Here is a 24,442-nt window from a genome sequence, read left to right on the forward strand (position 1 = left end):
GTGCGATCACTCACCGAGCTCGTCGACAGGCGCGGCGCCATCACACACGATGGTCGCCGCCGCGATTACCGGCTGGTGCACGCCGCCGATCCGAAACCCGGCGCCGCACTGGTGCTGGTGCTGCACGGCACCGGCGAAACCGGCGATTCCATCCGGGAATTCAGCAATCGGGCCTTCGAGACACTGGCCGCCACCGGCGCGGCCGTCGTCGCGTACCCGGATGCGGTGCGGCGCGAATGGAACGGTGCGCGCAAGGCCGTGATGTTCTGGCGCGGCGCGAAATCCGTCGACGACGTCGGTTTCCTGCGCGCGCTGATCGATGAGCTCGCGACGTCCGGCCTGATCGATTCGCGGCGGGTTTTCGTGGTCGGCTATTCGCTGGGCGGGCAGATGACGATCCGCCTGCTGCACGACGCGCCCGGACTCCTGGCGGGTGCGGCCTTGATCGCCTGCAACCAACCGGCGCCGGATAACCTCACGGCCTCGACCGAACCACCGGTCCCGGTGCCGCTCTTGATATTCCACGGCACCGCCGATCCGGTGTCGCCGTATTCCGGTGGCACGGTGAGCCTTTACGGTCTGTTCCCGAAAGGCGGGCACCTGGCCACCGCGGAAACCGCGGCATATTTCGCCGCGCGCAACGGGATCGACACCGCGCCGTCCTTCCACTGGCTGCCGGGCGGACAGGTGTGCCGAACCGAATACCGGGCTCCCGGCCGACCTCCGGTGACGCTGTACTCGATATTCGGTGGCGGACATCACATTCCGGGCGTATCGACGACGGGCACGTGGCTGCGCGGGCCGGTCGCGCCCGAACCGGATACGGTGGCCGTCTTCGCGGAGTACTTCGGCCTCTCGATCTGAAATTGCGCCGCGCCACATCCATGGCTACCTTCGGGGCGTGACTACCCCGACCATCACCTGCGGCGGCCGGACGCGCACCCATGCGGCGGCGCAGGATCGCGCCGGGCGGTTGGCCGCGGCGCTCGCGGCCGTCGGCGTCGCGCGGGGTGCGCGCGTCGTGGTGATGCTGCGCAACGATATCGAATTCCTGGAGATCTCCCTCGCGATCGCGGCCTGCGGCGGTAACCCGGTCCCGGTGAACACCCGGTGGCAGCCCGCCGAGATCGAGCACGTGCTGCGGGACAGCGGCGCGCGAATTATCTTCGCGCACACCGAATTCATCGACCGCGTCGCGACTGCCGTCGGCCGCGCGGATGCCGATTCGGCAGTGGTCGAGGTGGCCATGCCCGCCGAACTGGTCGAGGAGGCGGGCCTTGATCGGCACCTGACCACCCCGACGGGGCGATACCCGACACTGGAGCAGTGGATCGATGGACAGCCCGAACCGCTCGGCCACCTCGACGGTGCGATCGCCGATTCGATGGGCCTGATCTACACCTCCGGCACCACCGGCGTGCCGAAAGGCGTACTGCGCGAACGCATGACACCACAGCAGCTGCTGTCCATCGCGGGCGCCACCGCACAGCGGATGGGGCTGGTGCCGGGCAGCCGGGTGCTCGTCGCGGGCCCGCTGTATCACACGAGCCCGAATGCCGTTGCGGTACTTGCCCTCCGGATGGGCGCGGAGATAACCATCATGCCGCGCTGGCGTCCCGAACGCTTTCTCCAGTTGATCGACCGGCACCGCATCACCCAGGCCAAGGTGGTACCGACGATGCTGTCGCGGCTGCTGTCCCTGCCCGCGCCGGTGCGGGCCCGCTACGACGTGTCCAGCCTGACCCACCTGGTGCATTCCGCCGCGCCGTGCCCGCCCTCGGTGAAGCGGGCCGCCATCGACTGGTTCGGCGATGCGCTCACCGAGTTCTACGGCTGCACGGAGGCGGGCAGCATCACCTGGATCGGCGCGGCGGAGTGGCTGGCGCATCCGGGCAGCGTCGGGCGCGGCGCGGACGGTTCGGCGGCGGTGGTCGCCACCGCGGACGGAAAATTGTTGCCGCCCGGCGAGATCGGCCAGGTGTTCGTGCGCGGGGCCGACTACTGGCCGAGGTTCACCTACCTGCATCGCAACGGTGAAACCACAAGCCCGATACCGGATTTCATTTCGGTCGGAGATACCGGATATCTCGACGCCGATGGCTACCTGTACCTGACCGGCCGGTCCAGCGAGATCATCATTTCCGGCGGGGTCAATATCTACCCGGCCGAGATCGAGGCGGCGATCGGCGCACTCGACGGGGTGGAGGACGTCGCCGTATTCGGCATCCCGGATTCCGGAGATCTCGGGGAAATCGTTGCTGCCCATATTGTTTCGCGACCCGGCGCCGATCTGACGGCCGCGGGCGTGCGCGGCTCGCTGACCGGCTCGATCGCCGACTACAAGGTGCCCAAGGAGATCCGCGTCGTCGCCGAACTCCCCCGCGACGATTCGGGCAAGGTGTACAAGCGGCAGCTGCGCGCGCGATACACCGACTGAAGCGGTTGCATACCAGGCGGATTCAGGGCAGCTGGTCCACGTCGGCGGCCGGTAGCAGCCGGGTGAGCAGTCCGGCCCGGTCGGTGGCGATGGGCCAGCCGCGGTTCACCCCCTCGATGGCGGCGTGCGCGGCCGAGAGCTGCCCGCGCACATCGTCGGAGACGGCGGCGAGCAGGGTGCCGCAGCGGGCCGCGACCACATCGTTGAGGTCGGCGATCACCGTATTCGGCAGGGACAGTACGACATCCAGGATGTCCAGGCCGGAGCGCGGGATGCGCGCCCTCGCCTCACCGAGCACCGCGGCGGGCACGACGAGCACGCCGTGCGTGATCACGGTGCCCCAGATCACCGATTCCGGATACGGTTTGCGGCGACACGCGCCGATGAGCGCGGCGACGTCGAGTACGTATCCGCCGATCGCGGCGTATTTCACGCGGCGCCGTCGATCAGGTCGGGGCGCCCGAGCCTGCGCAATACCTTGGCCAACGCATCGGCGGGCGGTTTGGCGCCGAAGACCTCCTCCAATCGCGCCAGCGACACGTCACGGCCGATCCTGGCCCGCACCGATTCGGCGATATAGCCCGATACCGAGAGGATGCGGCCGTCCTCGGCCCAGCGCGTCAGCGTGTCCGCGAGTTCCGCGGGCATGGTGACGCTCACCTTCCTGGACTTGGCCATGCGGGAAGGGTAGCGCAAACATACCGGTTTCCCAGGCGTTTCCCCCGCCCGGTGTGGTCGGTTGCGGCACAGCGTGATTCGGTGCGGGCACGCGCGGTCCCCGTGCCACGGGGGAGACACGGGGACCGGCGGACCGCACTCAGCTACCCACTTGCTGCACGGTCTGTATTCGGGCGGCCGGTTCCGGGAAAACAGACGAACAGGCCACACGCATGCGGTTCATCGCGCCGTTCAGCGAATCGAGCGCCGCGGACAGCGAATCGGTGACGCCCTGCGCGGGCCGCCCGCTGTCCAGCGCGGCGTTCAGGTCGCCGAGCGCGTCGTGCAACCGCGCGCCCGCCTGCCCGACATCCTGGTAGGCGCTGCGGATGAGCGGCGAATTCATCGTCGCCGTCGCGGGTTGGATACTCGCCGGGACCTGCGCCGCGAGCCGCATCCCTTGGCCGACACGGTTTTTCACATCGGCGAGGTCACCGCGGGCCGATGCGGGCCCGATGCCGTTGAGCTGATCGGACAGTCCGCGGAAGGTGTTCTGCAGCCCGGAGATGGCCCGGCCGCCCACCGCGCAGTCGACGGTGTCCGGGTCGCCCGCGCGGCTCTGCTGCGCCGACGGCCCCGTGCCCGCACAGCCCGTCAGCAGGGCGAGCCCGAGCACCCCCAAGGCCAGGGCGGGCGCGCCGCGGACGAGTCGTCCGCGGCGCACCGGCCGCGCGATCCGGTCAGCCCGCATGGGTGATCACCGACAGGATCGCGTTCTGCGTGGCGGGCAGGAAGCCGATCGTCAACACCATCGTCATCCCGACCGCCGCCTGAATCGTGCGGTGCCGGTTCCACCAACCGATTGCACCGGTCCTGGTACGGGTGTTCCAGGCCACCGCGGGCGCCGCGGCGATTTCATTGCTCTCGTAGTACCCGTACCCGATCTGGTTGTCACCCAGCTCGAGCAGCCCGGCGAACGAGTCGACCGGAAGCCCGGAACCAACGTTGCGTGAATCGAACATGGCGCCAACTCCTTTCGTCAGGCTTCGATGCTGTTCAGCCAGGGTCGCATCAGCTCGTCGTATACCGCCTTGGTGAAATCACCGCGGCCGACCAGATCACCGAGTACGGCCGCGGTGACCGCCTGCCCGACCACCGTCACGGCGCCGAGCGAGCCGAGCGATTCGAACAGCCCGCTGAGATCGCCGTTCGACAGTCCGGAGGCGCCGGGCGAAACGGCCTGTCCGGCAATCATTCCCGCGACCTGCACATTGCGGGAGCGGCCGAACGACTTGGCGGTGGTGGTGGCGATGTTCAGCGGTTCGGTCTGCTGGGCCCCGCCCTGCAGACCCGCCAGCAGCCCGGCCAATCCGCCCTCCGCGCCGCCCTGCAGCCCGGAATAGCGCTGCTGCAGGAACTTCGACGCCTCGGCGTTCAACTTGTCCCGCTCGCCGGGGCGCAGTTGGCCCGAGCGTTCGATGATGGCGAGTACGTCGCGCCACTGCGGGCCGTAGAGGTACTCCAGGTGCATGGTCGCTTCGGTGGTGCCGACACCGTCCTGCATCGCGTGCGTCATGATCGTGCTCCTTTACCTGAATGTGTTGGAACAGTGGGTATCCGGTTCAGACGGCGATGCTGACCAGTTGACGGGCGTCGTGTGTGACGCCGTCGGCCGCACCGTTTCCGGTGTACGGGATGTCCGCGTGAGCCACCGGATTCGCAGGCGCCGCACTGGCTTTCGGGCCCAGCGCCTGCTGGAGCGAGGTGATGAGCTGCTCCAGGCTCGGGTTGTCGGGAATGTTGTCGAGGAATTGCGTTCCGGTCGCGGCCGCACCGCCCGAGCCGAATGCGGGCACCGCGGCGCGGATGGCGGAGATGAGCCACACCCGCACCGGCGGGGTGAGCAGCACCAGCAATGCCAGGGCCAGGCCCAGCAGCACGGCACCCGCCGTGAGCGCCACCGGAACGCTGACCGCGGCGGCCAGCGCCAGCACCGGAAGGGCCAGCAGTGCGGCACCGCCCGCCACCGCGAGCGCCAGCAGCGGCAGCCCGACCGCGATGGCGATCGGAATGCCGATCGCCAGCGCCGCACCGAGCGCGAGCACCGCACCGGCCGCGAATGCCGCCAGCGCCACCGGAATTCCGATAGCCAGGGCGACACCGAGTGCGACGACGGCACCGGCGACGAATGCCGCGACCGCGAGCGCGGCCGCACCGAGCGCGGCGATGACGGCGCCGATGGCGAGCACCGGAAGCGCAAGCAGCGCAAGCGCTCCCACCGCGGCCAGCGCCAGCAGCGGCACGCCGATCAGCAGGGCCAGCGGAATGCCGACCACGAGCGCGGCGCCGACGGCCGCGACGATGCCCGCCACGAACGCACCGCCCACCACCGCGGCGGCGGCCAGTGCGGCCAGGCCGAGCAGCGGGATCGCGATCGCCGCCAGTACCGCGAGCACCGGCGGGCCGAGCACCACCGCGGCACCCACCGCCAGCACGGCGAGCGCACCGAGCGCGGCCAGGCCGAGCAGCGGGATACCGATCACCGCGAGCACCGGCAGCGCGAGCAGCGCGAGAGCACCGACCGCGGCCAGCCCGAGGATCGGCAGCGCGATCGCGGCGAGCAGGAACAGCGATACGAAGCTCAGCGGCGCGGTGACCAGGAGCATGGTCAGGAAAAGCCCCTTCGCCGCCAAGGTCAGGCCGCCGAGCACGATCGCCGCCAGGATCGGCAGGCCGATCAGGCCGAACAGCTGGATCGCGATGGCGGCGGCGGCCACCGTGAGTCCGGCCGCCAGCACGGGCGACCAGATGGCCGCCAGAGCCAGCGCGATGATCGGCATCAGCGCCGTCGAGACCACCGGCGCCAGCGGGCCGAAGATCAGGAACGGCAGCGTCAGCGCGGCGGCGAAAACGAATCCCGCTACCCCGACCGCGGCGGTGGCGATCACCGCGGCGATGCCGAGGGCGATCGCGATCACGTTGCCGGCCAGCAGGATTGCCCCGATACCGGCGCCGAAGATAGTGCCGGTCGCGATGGCCAGAGCCATGATGGCCACGAACGCCACGGCCGCCACCGGGATGCTGACCAGCAGGAACGGCGGGAACACCGACGATACCGCGATGAAGGTGCCCAGCAGCAGGATGCCGAAGCCCACCCAGGATGCGATGAGGCCGAACCCGAGGAAGGCCGCGAGCCCGGTCACCAGGCTGGAGACCACGGCCACCGTGCCGAGGGTGGCAAGGACGCTCAGCAACAGGCCACCGAAGATCACCGGCAGCGCCAGCAGAGCCAGCGGCGGGTTGGTGATGATCAACGCGAACGCACCCAGGGTCAGCAGGGCGAACGACAGCACACCGATGGCCAGCCCACCGGCGAACACCGTCGCCGAGGCGGCCAACGCGAAGGCGAGCACCGCCAATGCGGCCGCGCCGCCGAAGAACCAGGTGAAGACCACGTTCGCCGCCGCGAGCGCGGCCAGCCCGGCGCCGACGATGATCGCGAAGGCAAGGTCGGCCAACAGAATGATCGGAATCGCGTACGGCATGGTGATCATGAACACCAGCGAGGCGACCAACGCGACGCCGGCCAGGTTCGCGATCCCGAACAGGATCAGGCTCGTGCACACGAACGTGAGCATCGCCCCGAACGTGAACGCGCCGAACAGGAACAACAGGCCCAGCGCGGCCGGGATGGCGACCAGTCCGATGAACAGCAGCGGCGCCAGCAGCGGCCCGATGATCGGCACGCCGATCATGATCGCGGCCGTGGCGATCAGCCCGCCGACGACGGCGAGCGCGGTCGCCGCCATGCCGAGGGCGCCGACGATCAGCGTCGCGGCCGACAACGCGGCCCACACGACCACATCCGCCGCCGCCAGCACGGTGCTGACCACCAGAACCAGCGCCAGCAGCACGGTCACCGCGGCCCCGCCGACAATTCCCAGCGCGACGAGCTCGACGAGGCCGAGCGCGGCCAAGATGGCGCCACCGGCCAGGCCAACCGCACCCATCAGGATCACGGCGGCCGCACCGAGCGCGAGCAGGATCGGAATCGAGATCAGCCCGAACGGGGTGAACAGCGACAGCACACCGACCACCGCGAATACCGCGGCGCTCACCAGCGCGGCGATGCCGAGGGTGCCGAAGAACGCGACGGCGACGCCGATTCCACCGAGCACCAGCCAGGCGAGCGCGGCGGTAAACGCGAGCGGTCCGATGATCAGGCCCAGGAACGGCACGAAAATCGTTGCCAGCGCGGCAAATACGGTCAACAGAACGAACCCGACGATCTGCACCGCCAGCCCGAGTGCCAGTACGACGACCGCCACGGCCGCACCGCCGACCACCGCCGCCGCGAACAGGGCGAGGCCACCGGCCAGGATGAACGGCGCCAGCACCTGGAACGCGATGAAGGCGACCGGAAGCGCGATGATCAGCACCGGTATCGCGATCACCGCGAGCACCACCAGCACCGGGATGGCCAGCACGGCCAGGATCGCGCCGCCGATGACGAGCGCACCGATCACCAGGGGCGCCAACAGGAGCGCGCCGAGCACCACCGCGCCGAGGGCGAGCGCCCCGACGACCGCGATACCGCCGGCGAACAGCAGCGGCACGAGCGCGAACAGCCCGACCACCGGCAACGTCAGCAGCGGCAGCGCCGCATTGTGCCTACTGTCGCCGAGCAGACCCTGCACCTGATCGCGCAGCGTGGTCAGCACCGCGCCGATCGCGCCGACCGGATTCGAGGCGATGGCCAGCAGCGGCGCGAGGAAGCCGAGCACCGGGGCGAGGCCGTCGAGGTGCGGCGCGGCGAAACCGAGCACCGGCGCGACGAGTGCGGCCAGTCCGGGCGCGATACCCGCCATCGGGTCGTTCTTGCCGACGGCCGGGCCGACCAGCAGGTCGCGCAGCGCCTGGGTCGGGTCGGGACCGTCCTTCGGGAAGCCGAAGACCGTGCGGGCCTGATCGATCAGGTCGTCGATGGTCGGGTTCGCGCGCTCGCGGCGTGCGCCCGCGAGTTCGGTGGCCTGCTGGACGAAGCCGAGCAGATCATCGACCGGACCGCGCATCGGACCATCGGGGAAGGTGGTGTTCGCCCAGCCCGCCAGCTGTTCCAGCGGCAGTTTGGCCACGGCGATCTGTGCGGCGGTCGCGGCGAGTTCGGCCACCGGAGTCGGGACCATGCCGACGACCTGGTTCGCGATCGCGGCGGGCGAACCGGCGGGCGCGGGTGTGCCGCCGACGACCGGGGTGGTCGCGGGCTGGCCCGGCTGGGCCGGTTCGGGCCGCTGCATCGGTGCGGGCGCCTGTGGCGCGCCGCCCGCCTGGAAGGCATCGACGGCCGCACCGACCTGGGAACCGATGGGTGTCGGCGCGACGACCTGGGCCGCCGCCCCGAGCGCGCCGTTCAGCGCGGCCTGCTGGGACGGATCGAGCAACTGTCCGGCGACGGCGCCCGCGGTGCCGGGCAGCGTCTGGCCAACGGCCGCGCCCCGGTTCATACCGGGCGCCTGCGGGGGTACCGGCGCCTGCTGGCCGTCCGGCGCCTCCGCGGCGGCCTGTCCGGCCATCATCACCGTCGCCATGGAGGCGAAGGTGGCGGCGGCGTACATGCCGCGGCGGGCGCGCTTGGCGTCCTTGCGGCATTTCGCCGATGCTTTGGTTTCTCGCGAACGTTCCATCACAACGCGCATGATTCGAGCCTTTCTTTGGGCTGCGAACGCGCCATCGCCCTGGACTACCGCATTACGGGCATTCGGCGCGAAAAGGCAGAGCTGGGTCCGGAATATGTTCAGGCCGGACCGTTTTCGCCCGGGGCACAGACCGCCCTGGACCAACCGCCATCCGACCCGATGGTCGGACCGATGTGGGTGTGTGCGATACCGACGAGGTCACGGCACCGGATGAAGGCGTGCTGCCCCTGTCCGGAGCCCGGCTCACACTTCATGGTCATTTCGTTGGACACCGAGTAATCCGAGGAGCATCCCGGGATTTCCGGGTCGGCGACCGCGCTCGGCGCGGCGATCAAAAGATCGGCCTGGGCCGCGAACAGCAACAACAGCCCGGTTCCACCGATGACGCCCGCGCTGATGCGCGGGTTACGGCGTCCAACTTTTGCTGAAAGTTTGCCGAAGGTCATGCAGTAATCGTGGATTTGTCCAGAATCCTGGTCAACATAATGCAGATCACAATCGGCCATATTCGCAGGTCACGCGGCCAATATTGACTCCGAGAGAGGGTCGTTGCGGCCAGAAACCGTAAAAGAAGCTTTACTTACATGACCGAATTGCCTATCCTTTGCGTGGCCAGCATGTGGTAATCCCAATTTTCAGAGGGAAATGTGCGCCGGACCGGCCGGGAATGGGGCCTTCGAGAAATTCTTCCCGGTTATATAGGCAGACGATCAGCAATAAACTGGTCGTCCGTATAATTCCTATAGAGTTTGCTAACAAGGCAGATTTTTGTCAACCCAGGTAAGCGGTGATCCCGGCGGCGATGGCCGCCGCGATGCGGGCGCGGCCGTCGGGGGATTCGAGCAGCGCCGCATCACCGGGATCGCGCATATTCCCGCATTCGACCAACGCGGTGGGGCGCTCCGACAGATTCAGCCCGGCCAGATCGGCCCGTGGATCGAGTCCGGCCGAGCCGACGTAGCTCGATATCGCGAAGCCCGCGCCGACCATGGTGTCGCGCAATGTATTCGCCAGCCGGACCGACGGTTCGCCCTGCGCCGCGTTGAGCGGCGGCGCGGAATAGGCGATATGAAATCCGTGCGCACCGGCGCCATCCGCGCCGTCGGCGTGAATGGCGACCACCGCCGCCGCGTCGCCGCGGTTCCCGATGGCGGCCCGCTCGTCGACGCATGGGCCGACGCCGGAATCGTCGTTCCTGGTCATGACGACGCGCAGACCGCGCGCGGTGAGCAGATCCCGCACCTGCTCGGCGACCGCCCAGTTGAACGCGTGCTCCGGATAGCCGTCCCTGGCCGAGGTGCCGGTGGTATTGCACGCCTTGGTTTTTCCGCGACCGTCGGGGACCTGCCGATTGATCGCCGCCGGATTCGCGCCGTTGCCGCCGTTGTGGCCGGGATCGAGCACGACCACCCGCTGCGCGGCGACCGGGGTGAACGACGGCGCGCCGGCGGTTATGGACGGCGCGCCGGTGCGCGGCGGGTGCGGCGGTTGCGCCGCCTCACCCGCGCAACCGCCGAGCAGCGCGCCGGACGCGGCGATCGCCAAACCCGCTCGCGGCAAACGAAATTCCATGGCCCCACCGTAGGCCACCCCGGGCCAGGTCACCGCCCGAGAAGTAGCTCCGACCCGAAATCGTCATGCCCGCAATCGATCTCGCTATTGCGCCGGGCCCGCATCACCCAAGCCGCCATGACCGCGATGACGGCGGCGCACAGCACCAACGACCCACGGTTCACCGGCGACCACCCCGCACCGAATCAACCGACCCCCGAACCGATCCCATCATCCGATGGATCCCCACTGAGCGTGCTCCTCCCGGGCAAAAGCATTGCCGTCACCCATCCGGAACGGACGGGCATGCGGTTGTCGGGCACGAAACTAGCGCACCGCGGCGAAACTGTCGCGACGCGATTCACAGGTTCGAAGTGAGCGCGCCGCATGCGGCACACCGAAAGTTCACCGCGACAGCAGCAGACCGACGGCGAGGGTGAGCATCACCAGCGCGATGAGCGAATCGAGGATCCGCCAGGCGATCGGCCGGGCGAACAGCGGGCCGAGCAGCCGCGCGCCATAACCGAGGCCGGTGAACCACAGCACGCTGGCGACCATCGCCCCGAGACCGATGAACCAGCGGTCTTGACTCGCATGCCCGTTGGCGAAGGAGCCGAGCAGCAGCACGGTGTCCAGGTAGACATGCGGGTTGAGCCAGGTGAGCGCCAGGCAGGTGGCCACGGTCGCACCGAGCGCCATGGTGGCCCCCGCGTCGGCGATCAGCGCCGAATTCGCGAAAGCCCTTCGCGCGGCGAGGAATCCATATCCGGCCAGGAACGCCGAGCCCGCGTAGCGCACCAGCACCAGCACCGCGGGCGCGGCGGCGACCACTGCGCCGAAGCCGCCGACACCCGCCGCGATCAGCACGATATCCGATACCGCGCACACCGCGACCACCGCGAAGACGTGCTGCCCGCGCAACCCCTGACGCAGTACGAACGCGTTCTGCGCGCCGATCGCCACGATCAGCGACAGCCCGAAACCCAAACCCGAGACGGCCGCAAGTACCGCCGATGAAGCCGTCATGCCATCGAACCTACGGCCGTAAACGATCGGCAGGCAAACTAAATATTCTTAACTATCATTAGAATCTCTGAATATGGATCTGCAATTCGACCAGCTCCGCGCGCTCGACGCCGCACTCACCGAGGGCACCTTCGAGGCCGCGGCGCGCAGGCTGCGAATCACCCCGTCGGCGCTGAGCCAGCGGATCAAGGCGCTGGAAGACGCGGCGGGCCGCATCCTGGTGCAGCGCACGAAACCGGTGCGCGCCACCGAATCCGGGCTCGCCGTACTGCGCATGGCCCGGCAGGTAGCACTGCTCGCCGAGGACACCGCACGGGAGCTCGGCGACAACGATCGCCCCACCGATCGGCCCGTCCGCGTCCCCATCGCCGTGAACGCCGACTCGCTGGAGACCTGGGTGTTGCCCGCGCTGGCGGCCGCACCCGCCGGGGTGTGCTTCGAAATCCACCGCGAGGACGAGGAGCACACCACCCGGCTGCTGCGCGACGGCACCGTGATGGCGGCCATCACCTCGACGGCCGAGCCGGTGCAGGGTTGCCGGGTGCGCAGGCTCGGCGCGATGCGCTACCGCCCGGTGGCGAATCGCGAATTCGCCGACGCCTGGTTCGCCGATCGGCCCGCCGCCCGGGCATACGCCACCGCGCCGGTGGTGCTGTTCGACCGCAAGGACGATTTGCAGGATCGCCAAATCCGCAGGCGGACAAGGCATCCCGTCGATCCACCGCGGCACTATGTGCCGTCTTCGGCCGGATTCGCCGCGGCGGTGCGGCTCGGGCTCGGCTGGGGCATGTTGCCGGACGCCCAACTCAGCGCCGACCTTGTCCGGATCGACGGGGATTCGCATATCGACGTTCCGCTGTACTGGCAGCAGTGGCGTTTGGACTCCCCCGCGCTCACCGGCGTCGCCGCCGCCATCGCCGCGGCCGCCGCCGAATCACTGGGCTGAGCCGGGCGCGCCGGTGGCGCTGCCTTCCCGGATCGCCGCCCCGCAGCGGGATAGACTGCCGCGACCTGCGGTTTGGCTTGTGCGAATCGAGGAGGACCCGATGCTCGAGGTGTTCCGGTGCGCAACCCGCGGCGCGGCCGCACTGGCCACGGCCGGATATCTATGCGCGGCGGCCGCGGTCGCGGGCGGTGCGAGCCCGGCCGACAATCTGGTCGCCGATCCCGACTTCGCGAACGGTCTCGGCCGGTGGTCGGCCCACATCTACAATGCGACAACGGATTTCGTCGACGGCCGCTCCGCGGCGCGCACCGGCGACAACGGCTACGTCGGCCAGGATGTCGGGGTGGTCACCGGCGGGCGCTACGTCTTCTCGGTGCTGGTCTGGGCCGACCCGAACGGCGGATCGGTGCTCGCCATCGCGCTGGACGGGCCGAACGGCATCCCCTACGTCAGTCAGCAGGTCGGCTCGTCGACGCCGACGGTGGTCAGCGGCACATTCACCGCGACGAGCCCGACACTGTACGTGGCCTGCCAGTCCACCGGCGGTGCCGGCGGCTGGTGCACCGATTTCAGCGTCGTTCCGGCGACCGGGCCCGCGACGAATACCGGTTCGGCGAGCAGCGGCTCGGCGCATTGATCCGCTCTGTTCACTGAATACCCGGCCCGTTCCCGCAAACCCCTCTATCCCGGGAACGGGCCACCGTGCACGGAACCCCCGTCCGGCGGATCATTGCTTGCGAACACGATGACGCGGGGTCGATCAGGTCGGCGGCAACCGCGGAAGGGATTATCGAATCATGTTGCGTTGCACGGTGATCGTGGCAGCGATTCTGCTCGGCGCCGGCCAACTCGCCGGTTGCGGTTCGGCCGGCGCACCGGCGAAACCGGTCAAGTCCAGCAGGCCGGCTCCGGTGGCCGCGCCGCCCGGATCCACCGCCGCGGCATCGCAATCCGGGCAGCCGGGGCAGCCGTGCGGGGTGAACCTCGGCTCCCCCATCGTCAGATCCGCCGTCTCCCGACTACCTGCCGAGCCGGTCACCGGCGCCCGGTGGTCGACCGAATCACGCACGTATACAGGCGATTTCGATACATGCGCGACGCTGTCGGTCGCCATCGTCCCGATCGAGAAGGCCACCGGCAGCTCACCGGAACACGCACTGCTCTTCCACAAGGGCGAATACATCGGCACGGCGACCCCGAAGGCGTACGGCTTCACCGCATTCGACCCCGAACACACCACGGACGAGACGGTCGGGCTCACCTACAAGACGCCCGGCAGCTGTGACGCCTGCCCCGACGGCACCTACACTCACGTCCAATTCCGTTGGGACGGAACGCATGTGCAGATGATCGGGGCGCCGCCGTCCTGATCAGAGGAATGCGCGCAACCGGTCCACCAGCACCTCAGGGCGCTCCTCGGCGATGAAGTGGCCGCAGTCCGGAATCGGGCCGCCCTGCACGTCGTCGGCATACTTGCGCCAGATATCCAGTGCCGGAAGCTTTTCCAGGAAGCTGCCGGAACCCCACAGGGCCAGCACCGGCTGCCGCAGCGACCGCTCGGCATCGGCGTCGTCGTGTTCGGCATCCAGTTCGGCGGCGCGGTAGTCGTCGAATCCGGCGCGCAGCGCGCCCGGCACACTGAAGGCGCGGATGTATTCGTCGACGGCTTCCTCGGTCAACCCGTGCCTGTTCACCGTCCAATGTTCGAAGAAGTACCGCAGATAGCCGGAAATATTCTGTCCCACAAGCAGTTCCGGCAGGTCCGGCTGGAGGTGGAACAGCCAGTGGAAATAGCGGCGCGCGATATCGGCGTTCATCAGCCGCCACACCTCGCGGGTGGGAATCACATCCAGCACCGCCAATTTGGTGACCTGATCGGGACGATCGAGCGCCCACCGGTGCGCGACGCGCGCACCGCGATCGTGCCCGACCACCGCCGCGGTCGACACGCCGAGGTGTTCGAGCAGGCCCGCGATATCCGCGGCCATGGTGCGCTTGTCGTAGCCGCCGACCGGTTTGTCGGTGCGGCCGTAGCCGCGCAGATCCGGCGCGATCACCGTATGCGTCGCCGCCAGGTCGGGCGCGATCCGGTGCCAGCACAGTCCGGTCTGCGGCCAGCCGTGCAGCAGCACCAGCGCGGGGCCGGATCCGCTGATCCGGTAGTGAACGCGGATTCCGTTCACCGAGGCAACACCTAGTTCTTCGGCCATTTCGCCACTCTCATCGGTCGGGGACGAGGCACGGCATCCGGTGGACGCCGCATGGCCGAAAGTCTGCCCCGCCGATTCACATCGGTCTTGTAGAAATTCACTCCCTAGGAGCGCCGGAGCAGCCCGGTGCGGCGCGGCCGATCCTGCGGTGGCAGCCGGAAGCCGACCCGCCCGCCCGGCCCCGACTCGGCGAAGACGCTGCCGCCGTGCGCCGCGACGATATCGGCGACGATGGCGAGCCCGAGCCCTGATCCCGGGGTGCCCTGGGTGGCGGCGGACCGGTAGAAGCGGTCGAAGACGGCGGTGGTGTCGGCGGCTGGGATACCGGGCCCGTCGTCGTGCACCGCGAGTTCGGCGCCCCGGATGACGATGCGGACCGGCGTATCCGCCGGGCTGAACTTCACGGCATTACCGATGAGGTTGTCCACACAGCGGGCGATGGCGCGCGGCCGGGCCCGCACCGGCAGCGGCTGCGCCGCGGTGACGGTGATGGTGCGGCCGGTGCGCATGCGATGGTTCGCGGCGCAGTCCTCGGCCAGCTCCGGCAGATCCACCGGCACCGGCTCCTCGGCGGTGTGCTGGTCGGTGGCCAGCTCGACGAGCTCGGCCACCAGGGTGTCGAGTGCGGCCGACTCCTGGACGAGCACGGAAAGCACCTGCCGCTCGTCGGCCGGGTCGAGCCTGCCGCGGGCGCGCTGCAGCAGTTCGGCGCTGCCGCGGATGGAGGTGAGCGGGGTGCGCAGCTCGTGGCTGGCGTCCTGCACCAGGCGGTGCTGCTGATCCCGCGACCGGCGCAGCGCGGTCAGCATGGCCGCGAAACTTCCGGTGAGCCTGCCGATTTCGTCGCGGCCCGCCTTCGGCAGCGGGGTCGTCAGATCGTTGGTGGCCGCGATGTGTTCGGTCGCGGTGAGTAGTCGCCGCACCGGGCGCAGGATGCGGCCGATCGCAAGCCAGCTGAGCAGCGCCGACACCGCGACCGCGAGTGCGGTGATTCCGCCTGTGCGCCAGAAGAATTCGTTCTCGATCCGATCGGATATCGCATACCGGTGGCCGACCATGATCGCGCCGCCGCCCTGGCGCGGTTTGGTCAGGGTGCCCCACGGCTCGCCGTCCAGCTCGATATCGGCTGCGGCCGTGCCGATTCCGGTGTCGGCGACGGCGCGATCGGCGGCCGATACCGGCAGCGCGGCCGCGCCGGGGGTGAGCGGGCGGACCGAGCCGTCGGGCAGCAGCAGTTGTTCGGTCATATCGGAGCGCGGCGGCAGCGTGCGGCCGGTGTCGAGCAGCGCCGACACCGCGTCGAGGCGGTCGTTCAGCCCGCGATCCAACTCGTCCGCGACCAGATCGCGGACGCCGCGATAGGAGCTGGCCATGGTGAACGCGATCGCCGCCACGGCGACCACGATGACGACGAGGGTTATCCTGGCGCGCAACATCATTCGGCTCGGATGGTGTAGCCGACGTTGCGGATGGTGTGGATCAGCCTCGGCTCGCCGCCCGCCTCGGTCTTGCGCCGCAGATAGCCGATGTACACATCCAGCGACCGCGAATCGGTGGCGAAGTCGTAACCCCAGATGTGCTCGTAGATCGCGTTGCGGCTCAACACGATTCGCTCGTTGCGCAGCAGCAGCTCCAGCACGTCGAATTCGGTTCTGGTGAGTTCGATCGGGCGCTCGCCGCGGCGCACCTCTCTAGTGGCCGGGTCCAGGACCAGATCGCCGACCGCGAGCGTGCTCGGATCGGCGTCGAATACGCTGCGCCGCAGCAGCGCCCGCAGCCGGGCCAGCAGTTCGTCGGCGGCGAACGGTTTGGCCAGATAGTCGTCGGCGCCCGCGTCGAGTCCGGCGACCCGGTCACCGACCTGATGCCGCGCGGTGAGCACCAGAATCGGCAGCCGGTCGCCGCGCCTGCGCAGGTTCCGGCACAGCGACAGCCCGTCGAGGCGCGGCATCACCACATCGACGACGGCCAGATCCGGGCGCTGCTTTTCCAGCAGCTCCAGCGCCTCGATGCCGTCGGCCGCGAGATGCACCCGGTAGCCCTCGAAACGCAGCAGTTGGTCCAGCGTGCTGCGGACATGCGGATCGTCCTCGACCACGAGGACCGAGGCCGGGAGGTTCGGAGCGCTCACCGCGTCATTGTTGCCGGATGGTAGCGATGCCACCGGTGCCGGATCGTTCATTTCGTGACCGCCGTCACCGTCGGCTGCGTTTTCGTCATGGGACAACCCTGTCCGCGCCGCGACAACGGCCGGTTAGCCGAATGACAAAGGCAGGTAAGAATCCGGTCCTCACCGGAACAGGACCTGACCGAAATCCAGGTCCAGCGGCTGGCCGGGTTCGCGCATTCCCTGGACAATCGATGGTGGCGAGGAGGAGCGCCATGTCCTGGGAAACCATTACCGACGCACTGGATCGGATCGCCGGACGGGGTACCCGCAGCGGCGACTGGCTGCGCTATCTGTGTCCGGTGCACGAGGGCGACGGCCGCAGGCACCATCCGTCGCTCGGGGTGATCTACAACCGGCAGCGCGGCAAGACCGTGGTCCGCTGTTTCGCCGGATGCCCCGACGAAATGGTGCTGGAGCGGCTCGGGCTCACGGTCCGCGACCTTTACGACCGGCCCGGCGCGCATCCGGTGGCCCGTAGCTCGGCCCGTACCGGCGAGCGGTCCCTGGTCGATCGAGCGCTGCTCGCCGCGGGCCTGCCGCTGACCAGCCACCGGACCGATCCCGGCCGGGCGCTCGGCCCGCCGCGCATGGTGGCGCGGTATTTCTACCGCGACCCCGGCGGGCGGCTCGTCGGCATGGTGGTGCGCATGCACACGCCGCACGAATCCGGCAGGTCGAAAACCTTCTGGCAGGCCAGGATGACCGAATCCGGTTGGCGGCCTGGTGGATTCGCACCCATACCATTCCTGTTGCCCGGCCTGCTCGCCGCCGTCGCGAACGGCACGGACATCTACGTCTGCGAGGGCGAGGAGGATGTCCGCACCGCCGACCACGCCGGGCTCGCCGCCACCTGCAACGCCGGCGGCGCGCTCAATTGGCAACCGGCGCACGCGAGTTGGTTCCGCGGCGGGCGGCGGGTGCTGATCGTCGCGGACCGTGACGCCCCCGGATACCGGCATGCCGCCCGGGTCGCCGCGACGCTGCGTCCGCTGGTCCGCGATATCCGAATCCTCCAGGCCCGGGACGGCAAGGATTTCACCGAACATTGCGACGCGGGCCACGAGATCGCCGAACTCGATCCGGTTCCGGTGCTCGACAACCACTTTCGGCTGCCATAGCGGCACGATTCGGGTCACTCGGATTGCCGAATTGCGGTCCGCGCAACGTATTGCCCGCTATGCTCGAGTCGCGCCGACCGGACAGAATGGTAATGCTGGATGGCGTGCGGGAGCTCGGAGAAACGATGACGGTGGAACGTCGCCTACTGCTGACCTTTTCCGGTCGGCTCGACCAAACCCGGTTGGACGAATTGCGGCAGCGGCTCGGGCTGCGCGGCAATGTCCGGCTCGCCGACCAGTCCGCGGGCGCGTTCGGCTCCAGGGAGATCCCGGATCACGGCAGCCCCGAACGAAATACGAACTCGATGGCGCTGAAGCTGTGGCGCGACGGCGCCGGTTGGGCCATCAGCATCGACGTGCCGACCACCATGAAGGTCGCGGGCACCGAGGTGCCGTGGTGGGGTGACCGGGCGGTCTCGGCGGCCACCGCGATGGGGCTGACGCTCGAGGAGCGCCGCACCTGGCAGCCCGGCGCCGCGGAGCCACCGAACGCGTATGCGGCGCAAGCCGATTCGGCCGGGCCCGCACCGGACGCGACCGCGGCGCTGCGCCTGCCGGAAGACGAATTCCCGGCGACGGCGGCGCTACGGTTGCCACCGGCCGAACCCGCGCCCGAACCGGATACCGTTGCGGCGGAACCGGAAGCTCGCGACCCACTGCCAGTGGCCGAGCCGGATCGGTTCGACTCGCAGCCGAATCACGCCGCTACGAAATCAGAATGGCGCGACCCACTACTGACCGACGAGCCGGACTGGTTCGACTCCCAACCGAATCACGCGGCCACGAAATCAGAATGGCGCGACCCACTGCCGACGGCCGAGCCCGATCGGTTCGACTCCCAACCGAATCACGCCGCCACAGAATCAGAATGGCGCGACCCACTACTTACCAATGAGCCGGACTGGTTCGACCCCGGTCCCGATCACGCCGCGGGCGAACCCGACCTCGACCTGCCCATCTCCCGCACCACCCGCGAGGCGCACGTCTTCATGGATATGACGCCGTGCGACTGCGGCGACACCAGATTCGAACGCGCCGATGCTCTCCACCCGCTGGGCGACGGAAGATTCGTCCGGCAATACACCGGAACCTGCGAAACCTGCCGCGAGCCTCGCGAATTCACCTTCCTGCTGCCGGACGACGCCGAAACCCCTGCGGGCGATCTCGAATTCGGCGGCCCGCTGCCGTCCCAGCTGATCGATGCGGGCGGTTGGCTGTGGGTGGCCGACGAATACGCCGCGGCCGTACCGCCGAATCCGTACCTGTTGGACGGCGCCGAACGCGACCAGGTGGCGACCTGGCTGGCCAGCGCCATCGCCGCGCTCGACGAGGTGCGGAAATTCATACCGCCGGGCGGCGCCGAACTGCCGCCGACGCGGCTGTGGACCCGGCTCGGCCTCGATATGTACGCGCGGGATCCCGGGCGGTTGCGTCTCGATCGGCTGCAGGCCACACAGGACGCCTACCGTGACTATCTTGCCGAACTCGGCTATCCGACCCAGGCCGGGCCACGCTGGCCGACAATGAATTACGGACATTCCACACTCTGAAACTCCCAATTTCAGGACAATTCCGACACCTCGCTGTCCCCTTGTCCAGGGCACCCGCGCGAGTTACCGTTGATTCCGGTTACCACCTGCAATTTTTCCGCTATCGACCAGACCGCATACCGGCCAGAATTACCCATACCTTTTCCGAAAGGTGTTATCCGCCATGATCAACGTGCGGAACCAGCCGCTTTTCCCGGTAACGGTTGTCAACGCGACCCACCGCGACTCCGACGGACACGGCGACCGCTGGGTCGCCACCCTCACCAACGAGCGGATGCACCCCGATTGGATCGCCGCGGCGCTCGCCGCCGACCCGAGGATGACCCGCGTCTGGTGCGAAACCTGCGGCGCGCACGCGCACCTCTGCCCGGAGATCGCCCACCTGCTCCCCGAGGAGCTGCTGCGCGTCCTCGGCCAGGTCTGGGCCCACTACTTCCCGCCGTATCGGATCTGAATCCCCTTGCGGCGCAATGCCGCCGCCGGACGGCCAGTGGCGCCGGTCATACTGTGCGACCCCGTGGTGAACTCGTCGAAAAGGTCGGCGACAGAATGGGGCCATGAGCACCTTCGTCGTCGAGCCCGCCCGCACCGGTACCGAATCCCTCCCGGACGGAAGGTCGCTCGGCTGGGCGGAATGGGGTCCGGTGGACGGTACACCGGTGCTGTTCTCGCCCGGCGCGGCGACCAGTAGGCGGCTCGGATTCGGCGCGGCGGTGGTCGATGCGCTCGATATCCGTCTGATCGCCGTCGACCGGCCGGGACTCGGCGCGTCGACGCCGCATCCGGGCCGCACGTTCACCGATTTCGCGACCGATATCGCCGCATTCACCAAGAGCAGGGACCTCGGCAGGCCGCTGATGGTCGGCAATTCGCAGGGCGCGCCATTCGCGCTGGCCTGCGCCGCGGCCGGGGTCATCACCGCGCTTACGCTGGTCTCCGCCGCGGACGAGGTGGCCGAACCGCGGTTCGCCGATGTATTGCCGCAGCAGCTGCGGCAGCTGATCGATACCGCGATCACCGATCCCGTTGCCGCCGAGCGGATTTTCGCCGAGTTCACGCCACAGGCCATGGTGGACATGGTGCTCGCGGGCAGCCCGGACAGCGATCTCGCGGTCTACCGCGACGAAACCTTCGCCGCCGCATACCGTTCGGCGCTGGACGAGGCCTTCGCGCAGGGCCCCAATGGCTATGCGCGCGATACCGCGCTCGCCATGGGCCACTGGAATATCGATCTGGCGGCGATCCGCATCCCGGTCGACATCTGGTACGGCGAACAGGACACCAGCCACTCCCCCGACCTGGGCGCCGGTCTCGCCCAACAAATCCCGGCCGCGACCCGGCACCTGGTCGCGGGCATCGGCGGCGCGCTGCTGTGGACCGAACCCGAACCGATCCTGCGCGCACTGCTGGCCCACGCCGCGAACAACGGCTGAATCCCGTTGCGCCGCAATAGCGTGCGATGATACGCGAATGACCGGACTCGGAAGCGGCGGGCGCGCCGACGCCGCCCGCCTCGCGGGAATCGCCGACACCATGGACGGCTATACGCTGTCACTCGTCGAATCCCTCGGCATGGCGCCCGAAGCGCACGTCATCGATATCGGCGCCGGAACCGGCGGGGTCGCCGCGGCGCTCGCCGACCGCTATCCGGCGGCCCGAGTGGTCGCGCTGGACCGGGACACCTCGATCATCGATCCGGCCGTGCGCGCGCGGCCGAATATCGACGTGGTGAGCGCCGACATCACCGATTGGGCGACAACGCGACGATTCGACCTGGTGCACGCCAGATTCGTGCTGATCCACCTACCCGATCGCGATACCGTACTGGCGCGCCTGCGCGACCTGCTCGCGCCCGGCGGCCTACTCGTGCTGACCGAGCCGTATCAGCTCGACGATTCGACCGCACCCGATCCGGCGGTCGGCCGGGTACTCGCCGCTTACCGGTCCTTCGCCGCCCGTACCGGCACCTCGTTTACCTGGATTCGGTCCGCACCAACGCTTTTCACCGAGCTGGGCTTCACCGGCATCGATGTGCGCACCCGGGCCGGTCGGCTCGGCGGCGGTCCGGAGGATCGCTGGTCGAACCTCATCCGTCCGGTCGCCGACCGCCTCGAGGTCGCCGCCGAGGACCTCGACCGCTTCTACGAAATCGCCGGATCGCCCGGCTGGCACGACATTCCGCAGCTGATCGTCACCGTTGTCGGGCGGCGCCCGGACTAGCGGGTTTCGAGCTCGCCGACCGCGTCGTGGAAGAGCCCGATCATGGTGTGCCAGGCCGGGGTTCGGGCGGCGGGCCGGGCGGCGTCGAGCACCGCGTTCACCCTTGCCGCCACCTCGGGTCCGGCGAGCCGCAGATAGCGGCACGGATCGATGCCGATCCGTGCGGCGTGCGCACGCACCGCCGCGTAGAGGCGCAGCGCGATCTCCGCGCGGTCCGACAGGATCAGGACGCACACGCCCGCGTAGAGGGAGACCAGCACCTCGGAGGCGTTGGGCTGGCGTTCGAATGCCGCGACCGCCGAGGTGAGGTGCGCGAATACCCGGCGGATCCGGGCCGGCTCGGCGACGGCCCGGCCGAGCAGCAGCCAGGCCAGCAGCAGTTCGGAAATGCCCTCGCCCCACAGATATCCGCACTCGCGCGCGAATTCACCGTTGGCGCGCATGATTTCGGCCGCTCCGTCGACATCACCGTCGTAGAACCGCATGATGGCCACACCGAGCCCGGCATTGACCCGCATATCGTCGGGCGCGTTCGGGCTCGCCGCGGCCATCCGGAAACGCCGATGCGCCGGGCGCAGCGCCATCAGATCGCCCAGGTCGGCAAGTGCGTTGCATTGGCGGGAATAGGCCTTCAGCAGCGGCACCTCATGTGCGGGATCGGTTTCGTCGAGCGATTCGATCACCGATTCGGCCAGCCGCAGCGCGGTTCGCGCGTCACCCGCATGCAGTTCGCAGATGGACAGCGCGATCATCGCACCGGCCCGGTCCACGGCCGCCGCGTCGGGACAGGCGGCCAGCGCGGACCTGATGCACCGCATACCCTCCGGCACGGAACCTATCGTGACCCACATATTTCCGAGCGCACCGGCCGTGCGCAGTGCCTCGATCGGATGATGGGTCAGGTCGTGGCCGAAACCCGCACGGATATTGGCCATTTCGGCCGCGAGCAGCGCGGCCGCCGCGCTCGACCGAGGCCCGGTGAGCAACGCCGCCTGCCCGCGCGCCAGCTCACGCACCCAAATCGCATGCGCCGCAAGCGATGCCGCCGGATCCGGATCAGCGTCGCGGCAGTGGCGCCGGATGGTCTCCAGCAGCCGATATCGGCCGCTGCCGAGGTCGACCGTCAGCACCGAGCGGTCGACCAGCGCCGCCAGCCCGGCCAGCACCGCGCCACCGCAGTCGGTTCGCACGGATTCGACCGCCTGCCAGGTGAATCCGCCCTCGAACGGCCAGAGCCGCAGCAGCAGCGCGCGATCAGCGGAGTCGAGCAGATCGATACTCCATTCGATGGCGGCGCCGAGCGAATCGTGCGGTGAAAGCGAGCCGCGCGCGGTCGGCGCGAGCACGTCGACGCGGTCGTGCAGATGCGTTGCGATAGTTGACAATCCGAGTGCGCGCTCGCGCGCCGCGGCGAGTTCGATGGCCAGCGGCAGACCGTCGAGCGCGCGACAGATGGTGCGGGCCGCCGCGGCGTCGGCCGGGGTGTGCCGCCAGTCGGCGCGACCGGCGCGCACCCGCTCGAACAGCAGCTCGACGGCCGCACCCGCCCGGCCGTCCGCCGCGTCGACGGATAACGGCCGCAACGGCATCAACTGCTCACCGGCGATGCCGAGTGCTTGCCTGCTGGTCGCCAGCACGCGCGAACCGCTTGCGTGCGCGAGTAATTCGGAGACGATCGGGGCGAGTTCGTCGACCAGATGCTCACAGTTGTCCAGCACGAGCAGCCCCGGCTGCCCGGTGAGCGTGCGGCACACCGCCGTCATCGGATCGCCCGCGACGCCGGACAATCCGATCGCGGCGGCGATCGTCGGCGCGATGGCCGCCGCGCCGTGGATGTCGGCGAGCCGGACCATCCAGACATCCGGCCGCTCGGCCGCGTATTCCACGGCGATGCGGGTCTTGCCGACGCCGGCGGGTCCGATCACCGTGACCAACCGCCGCGCCGCGAGCAGCTCATCGAGCATGCGCAGTTCGCCGCCCCGCCCGATCAGCGCGGACAGCGGCCGCGGCACCATCGGAACACGCTGCGCGCCAGCGCTTTCGGTGGTCTCGATGCGGTGGGACGGTGATCCGGCCAGCAACAGCTCCGGATCGTGTCCGAGCATTCGGCGTTCCAACTCGCGCAGCGCCGGACCCGGTTCCACCCCGAGCTCGTCGACGAGCAGGTCGCGCACCCGGCGCAGTTCGGCGAGCGCCTGCGCCTGCCGCCCGCTGCGGTAGAGCGCCAATGCCAGCAATTCCCAACGGCGTTCGCGATACGGTGTCTCCGTGATCGCACCGCTCAACGCGACGACGGCCTGAGTGGTTTCACCGCATTCCAGCCGCGCCGCCTGCAACTCCTCCAGCGCCACCTCGCGTAATTCCACCAGCCGGGCCCGGCTCGCCGCCACCGCCGCCGATTCGTCGAATTCCGGCCATGGCCTGCCGCGCCACAGCCGCAGCGCCGACTCCAGCGCTTCGGCCGCCTCGGCCGCCCGGCCCGCGGCGAGCGCCCGCAACCCGGCCGCCACCCCGTCGGTGAACAGTTCGTGGTCGACGCCGCCCGGCCCGGCCGCGAGCCGGTACCCACCCGGCGCCGGGGCGATCCATTCGCGTCCGCGCGGCCCCAGCGCCGCCCGCAGCCGATGCACCACCACCCGAATGGTTTTCATGACGTCGTTGGGCTGCTGCGCACCCCACACCAGCTCGGCGAGTTCGGCGCCGCCCATCGGTGCGCCCATACCCGTCGAGAGCGCGGCGAGCAGCCGCCGCGGCACCGGGCCGCCGAGTTCGACGACCGCGCCGTCCACCTCGACCGCGACCGGTCCGAGGATCCGGCAGAGCATCACCCGGTCACGGTATCCGACGGCACGACGTCGTGA

At 69.3% G+C, this 24,442-nt stretch carries 24 protein-coding genes; 10 read left to right on the forward strand and 14 right to left on the reverse strand.

From position 1 onward, the window contains the following. Both LGY53_RS35840 and LGY53_RS35845 read left to right on the forward strand, forming a co-directional pair. Entirely contained in the window at positions 1–864 is an 864-nt protein-coding gene (locus tag LGY53_RS35840) for a PHB depolymerase family esterase (protein WP_225731140.1), read from the forward strand. A 37-nt stretch (positions 865–901) separates the two neighbouring features. Next, positions 902–2,437, forward strand: a complete 1,536-nt coding sequence (locus tag LGY53_RS35845; protein WP_225731141.1) for an AMP-binding protein — start codon at positions 902–904, stop codon at positions 2,435–2,437. A gap of 22 nt (positions 2,438–2,459) precedes the next feature. Here LGY53_RS35845 and LGY53_RS35850 read toward each other — a convergent pair whose 3' ends face one another. From LGY53_RS35850 to LGY53_RS35890, 10 genes are all read right to left on the reverse strand, one after another. Beyond that, on the reverse strand, positions 2,460–2,870 hold the full coding sequence (locus tag LGY53_RS35850) for a hypothetical protein (RefSeq protein WP_167473499.1): 411 nt from the start codon (positions 2,868–2,870) through the stop codon (positions 2,460–2,462). After that, positions 2,867–3,115: a hypothetical protein gene (locus LGY53_RS35855; protein WP_167473498.1), complete on the reverse strand. Its 249-nt coding sequence runs from the start codon at positions 3,113–3,115 to the stop codon at positions 2,867–2,869. The genes LGY53_RS35850 and LGY53_RS35855 overlap by 4 nt, the downstream gene beginning before the upstream one ends. Before the next feature lie 139 nt (positions 3,116–3,254). Further along, the gene (locus LGY53_RS35860) at positions 3,255–3,845 is read right to left on the reverse strand and encodes a hypothetical protein (RefSeq protein ID WP_225731142.1); all 591 of its coding nucleotides are present in this window, start codon (positions 3,843–3,845) and stop codon (positions 3,255–3,257) included. Next, positions 3,835–4,116, reverse strand: coding sequence for a hypothetical protein (locus LGY53_RS35865; protein ID WP_225731143.1), 282 nt, complete (start codon positions 4,114–4,116; stop codon positions 3,835–3,837). Before LGY53_RS35865 ends, LGY53_RS35860 begins: the two co-directional genes overlap by 11 nt. 17 nt (positions 4,117–4,133) lie before the next feature. Beyond that, positions 4,134–4,670, reverse strand: coding sequence for a hypothetical protein (locus tag LGY53_RS35870; RefSeq protein WP_225731144.1), 537 nt, complete (start codon positions 4,668–4,670; stop codon positions 4,134–4,136). A gap of 46 nt (positions 4,671–4,716) precedes the next feature. Beyond that, on the reverse strand, positions 4,717–8,790 hold the full coding sequence (locus LGY53_RS35875; RefSeq protein WP_225731145.1) for a hypothetical protein: 4,074 nt from the start codon (positions 8,788–8,790) through the stop codon (positions 4,717–4,719). A gap of 98 nt (positions 8,791–8,888) precedes the next feature. Further along, a complete protein-coding gene (locus LGY53_RS35880; RefSeq protein ID WP_225731146.1) occupies positions 8,889–9,236 on the reverse strand; it encodes a hypothetical protein in 348 nt (115 codons plus the stop codon). Between the two features lie 325 nt (positions 9,237–9,561). Next, positions 9,562–10,362, reverse strand: a complete 801-nt coding sequence (locus LGY53_RS35885; protein WP_225731147.1) for an N-acetylmuramoyl-L-alanine amidase — start codon at positions 10,360–10,362, stop codon at positions 9,562–9,564. Positions 10,363–10,391: 29 nt separating this feature from the next. Next, positions 10,392–10,526 (reverse strand): hypothetical protein, encoded by a 135-nt coding sequence (locus tag LGY53_RS43840; protein ID WP_255664819.1) that lies wholly within the window; start codon positions 10,524–10,526, stop codon positions 10,392–10,394. A 220-nt stretch (positions 10,527–10,746) separates the two neighbouring features. Then, the gene (locus LGY53_RS35890; protein WP_225731148.1) at positions 10,747–11,367 is read right to left on the reverse strand and encodes a LysE/ArgO family amino acid transporter; all 621 of its coding nucleotides are present in this window, start codon (positions 11,365–11,367) and stop codon (positions 10,747–10,749) included. A 73-nt stretch (positions 11,368–11,440) separates the two neighbouring features. Between LGY53_RS35890 and LGY53_RS35895 the strand changes: the two genes are divergently transcribed. The 3 genes from LGY53_RS35895 (at position 11,441) to LGY53_RS35905 (ending at position 13,683) form a co-directional block, all read left to right on the forward strand. Beyond that, positions 11,441–12,313: a LysR family transcriptional regulator ArgP gene (locus tag LGY53_RS35895; RefSeq protein WP_225731149.1), complete on the forward strand. Its 873-nt coding sequence runs from the start codon at positions 11,441–11,443 to the stop codon at positions 12,311–12,313. Positions 12,314–12,413: 100 nt separating this feature from the next. Next, positions 12,414–12,950: a hypothetical protein gene (locus LGY53_RS35900; RefSeq protein ID WP_225731150.1), complete on the forward strand. Its 537-nt coding sequence runs from the start codon at positions 12,414–12,416 to the stop codon at positions 12,948–12,950. A gap of 160 nt (positions 12,951–13,110) precedes the next feature. Next, entirely contained in the window at positions 13,111–13,683 is a 573-nt protein-coding gene (locus tag LGY53_RS35905; RefSeq protein WP_225731151.1) for an LppP/LprE family lipoprotein, read from the forward strand. Here LGY53_RS35905 and LGY53_RS35910 read toward each other — a convergent pair whose 3' ends face one another. From LGY53_RS35910 to LGY53_RS35920, 3 genes are all read right to left on the reverse strand, one after another. Further along, entirely contained in the window at positions 13,684–14,523 is an 840-nt protein-coding gene (locus LGY53_RS35910; protein ID WP_225731152.1) for an alpha/beta fold hydrolase, read from the reverse strand. A 104-nt stretch (positions 14,524–14,627) separates the two neighbouring features. Further along, positions 14,628–15,962: a HAMP domain-containing sensor histidine kinase gene (locus LGY53_RS35915; RefSeq protein ID WP_225731153.1), complete on the reverse strand. Its 1,335-nt coding sequence runs from the start codon at positions 15,960–15,962 to the stop codon at positions 14,628–14,630. Beyond that, entirely contained in the window at positions 15,959–16,654 is a 696-nt protein-coding gene (locus tag LGY53_RS35920) for a response regulator transcription factor (protein WP_225731154.1), read from the reverse strand. The genes LGY53_RS35915 and LGY53_RS35920 overlap by 4 nt, the downstream gene beginning before the upstream one ends. Positions 16,655–16,905: 251 nt before the next feature. Between LGY53_RS35920 and LGY53_RS35925 the strand changes: the two genes are divergently transcribed. The 5 genes from LGY53_RS35925 to LGY53_RS35945 all read left to right on the forward strand — a co-directional run bounded on the left by LGY53_RS35925 (position 16,906) and on the right by LGY53_RS35945 (position 21,581). After that, positions 16,906–17,811 (forward strand): hypothetical protein, encoded by a 906-nt coding sequence (locus LGY53_RS35925; RefSeq protein ID WP_225731155.1) that lies wholly within the window; start codon positions 16,906–16,908, stop codon positions 17,809–17,811. A 125-nt stretch (positions 17,812–17,936) separates the two neighbouring features. Further along, complete coding sequence (locus LGY53_RS35930; protein ID WP_225731156.1) at positions 17,937–19,361, forward strand: hypothetical protein; 1,425 nt, start codon at positions 17,937–17,939, stop codon at positions 19,359–19,361. Between the two features lie 163 nt (positions 19,362–19,524). Beyond that, positions 19,525–19,815 (forward strand): hypothetical protein, encoded by a 291-nt coding sequence (locus LGY53_RS35935; protein ID WP_225731157.1) that lies wholly within the window; start codon positions 19,525–19,527, stop codon positions 19,813–19,815. Positions 19,816–19,918: 103 nt separating this feature from the next. Beyond that, positions 19,919–20,794 carry an alpha/beta fold hydrolase gene (locus LGY53_RS35940; RefSeq protein ID WP_225731158.1) on the forward strand — a complete coding sequence of 292 codons (876 nt, stop codon included), beginning with the start codon at positions 19,919–19,921 and terminating at the stop codon, positions 20,792–20,794. Positions 20,795–20,831: 37 nt separating this feature from the next. Continuing rightward, positions 20,832–21,581, forward strand: a complete 750-nt coding sequence (locus LGY53_RS35945; RefSeq protein WP_225731159.1) for a trans-aconitate 2-methyltransferase — start codon at positions 20,832–20,834, stop codon at positions 21,579–21,581. Here the strand turns inward: LGY53_RS35945 and LGY53_RS35950 are convergent. After that, entirely contained in the window at positions 21,578–24,406 is a 2,829-nt protein-coding gene (locus LGY53_RS35950) for a BTAD domain-containing putative transcriptional regulator (RefSeq protein WP_225731205.1), read from the reverse strand. The genes LGY53_RS35945 and LGY53_RS35950 overlap by 4 nt on opposite strands. Between the last annotated feature and the right edge of the window lie 36 nt (positions 24,407–24,442).

The sequence above is a fragment of the Nocardia sp. JCM 34519.1 genome (assembly GCF_020361265.1).
GTDB classification, from domain to species: Bacteria; Actinomycetota; Actinomycetes; order Mycobacteriales; family Mycobacteriaceae; genus Nocardia; species Nocardia arthritidis_A.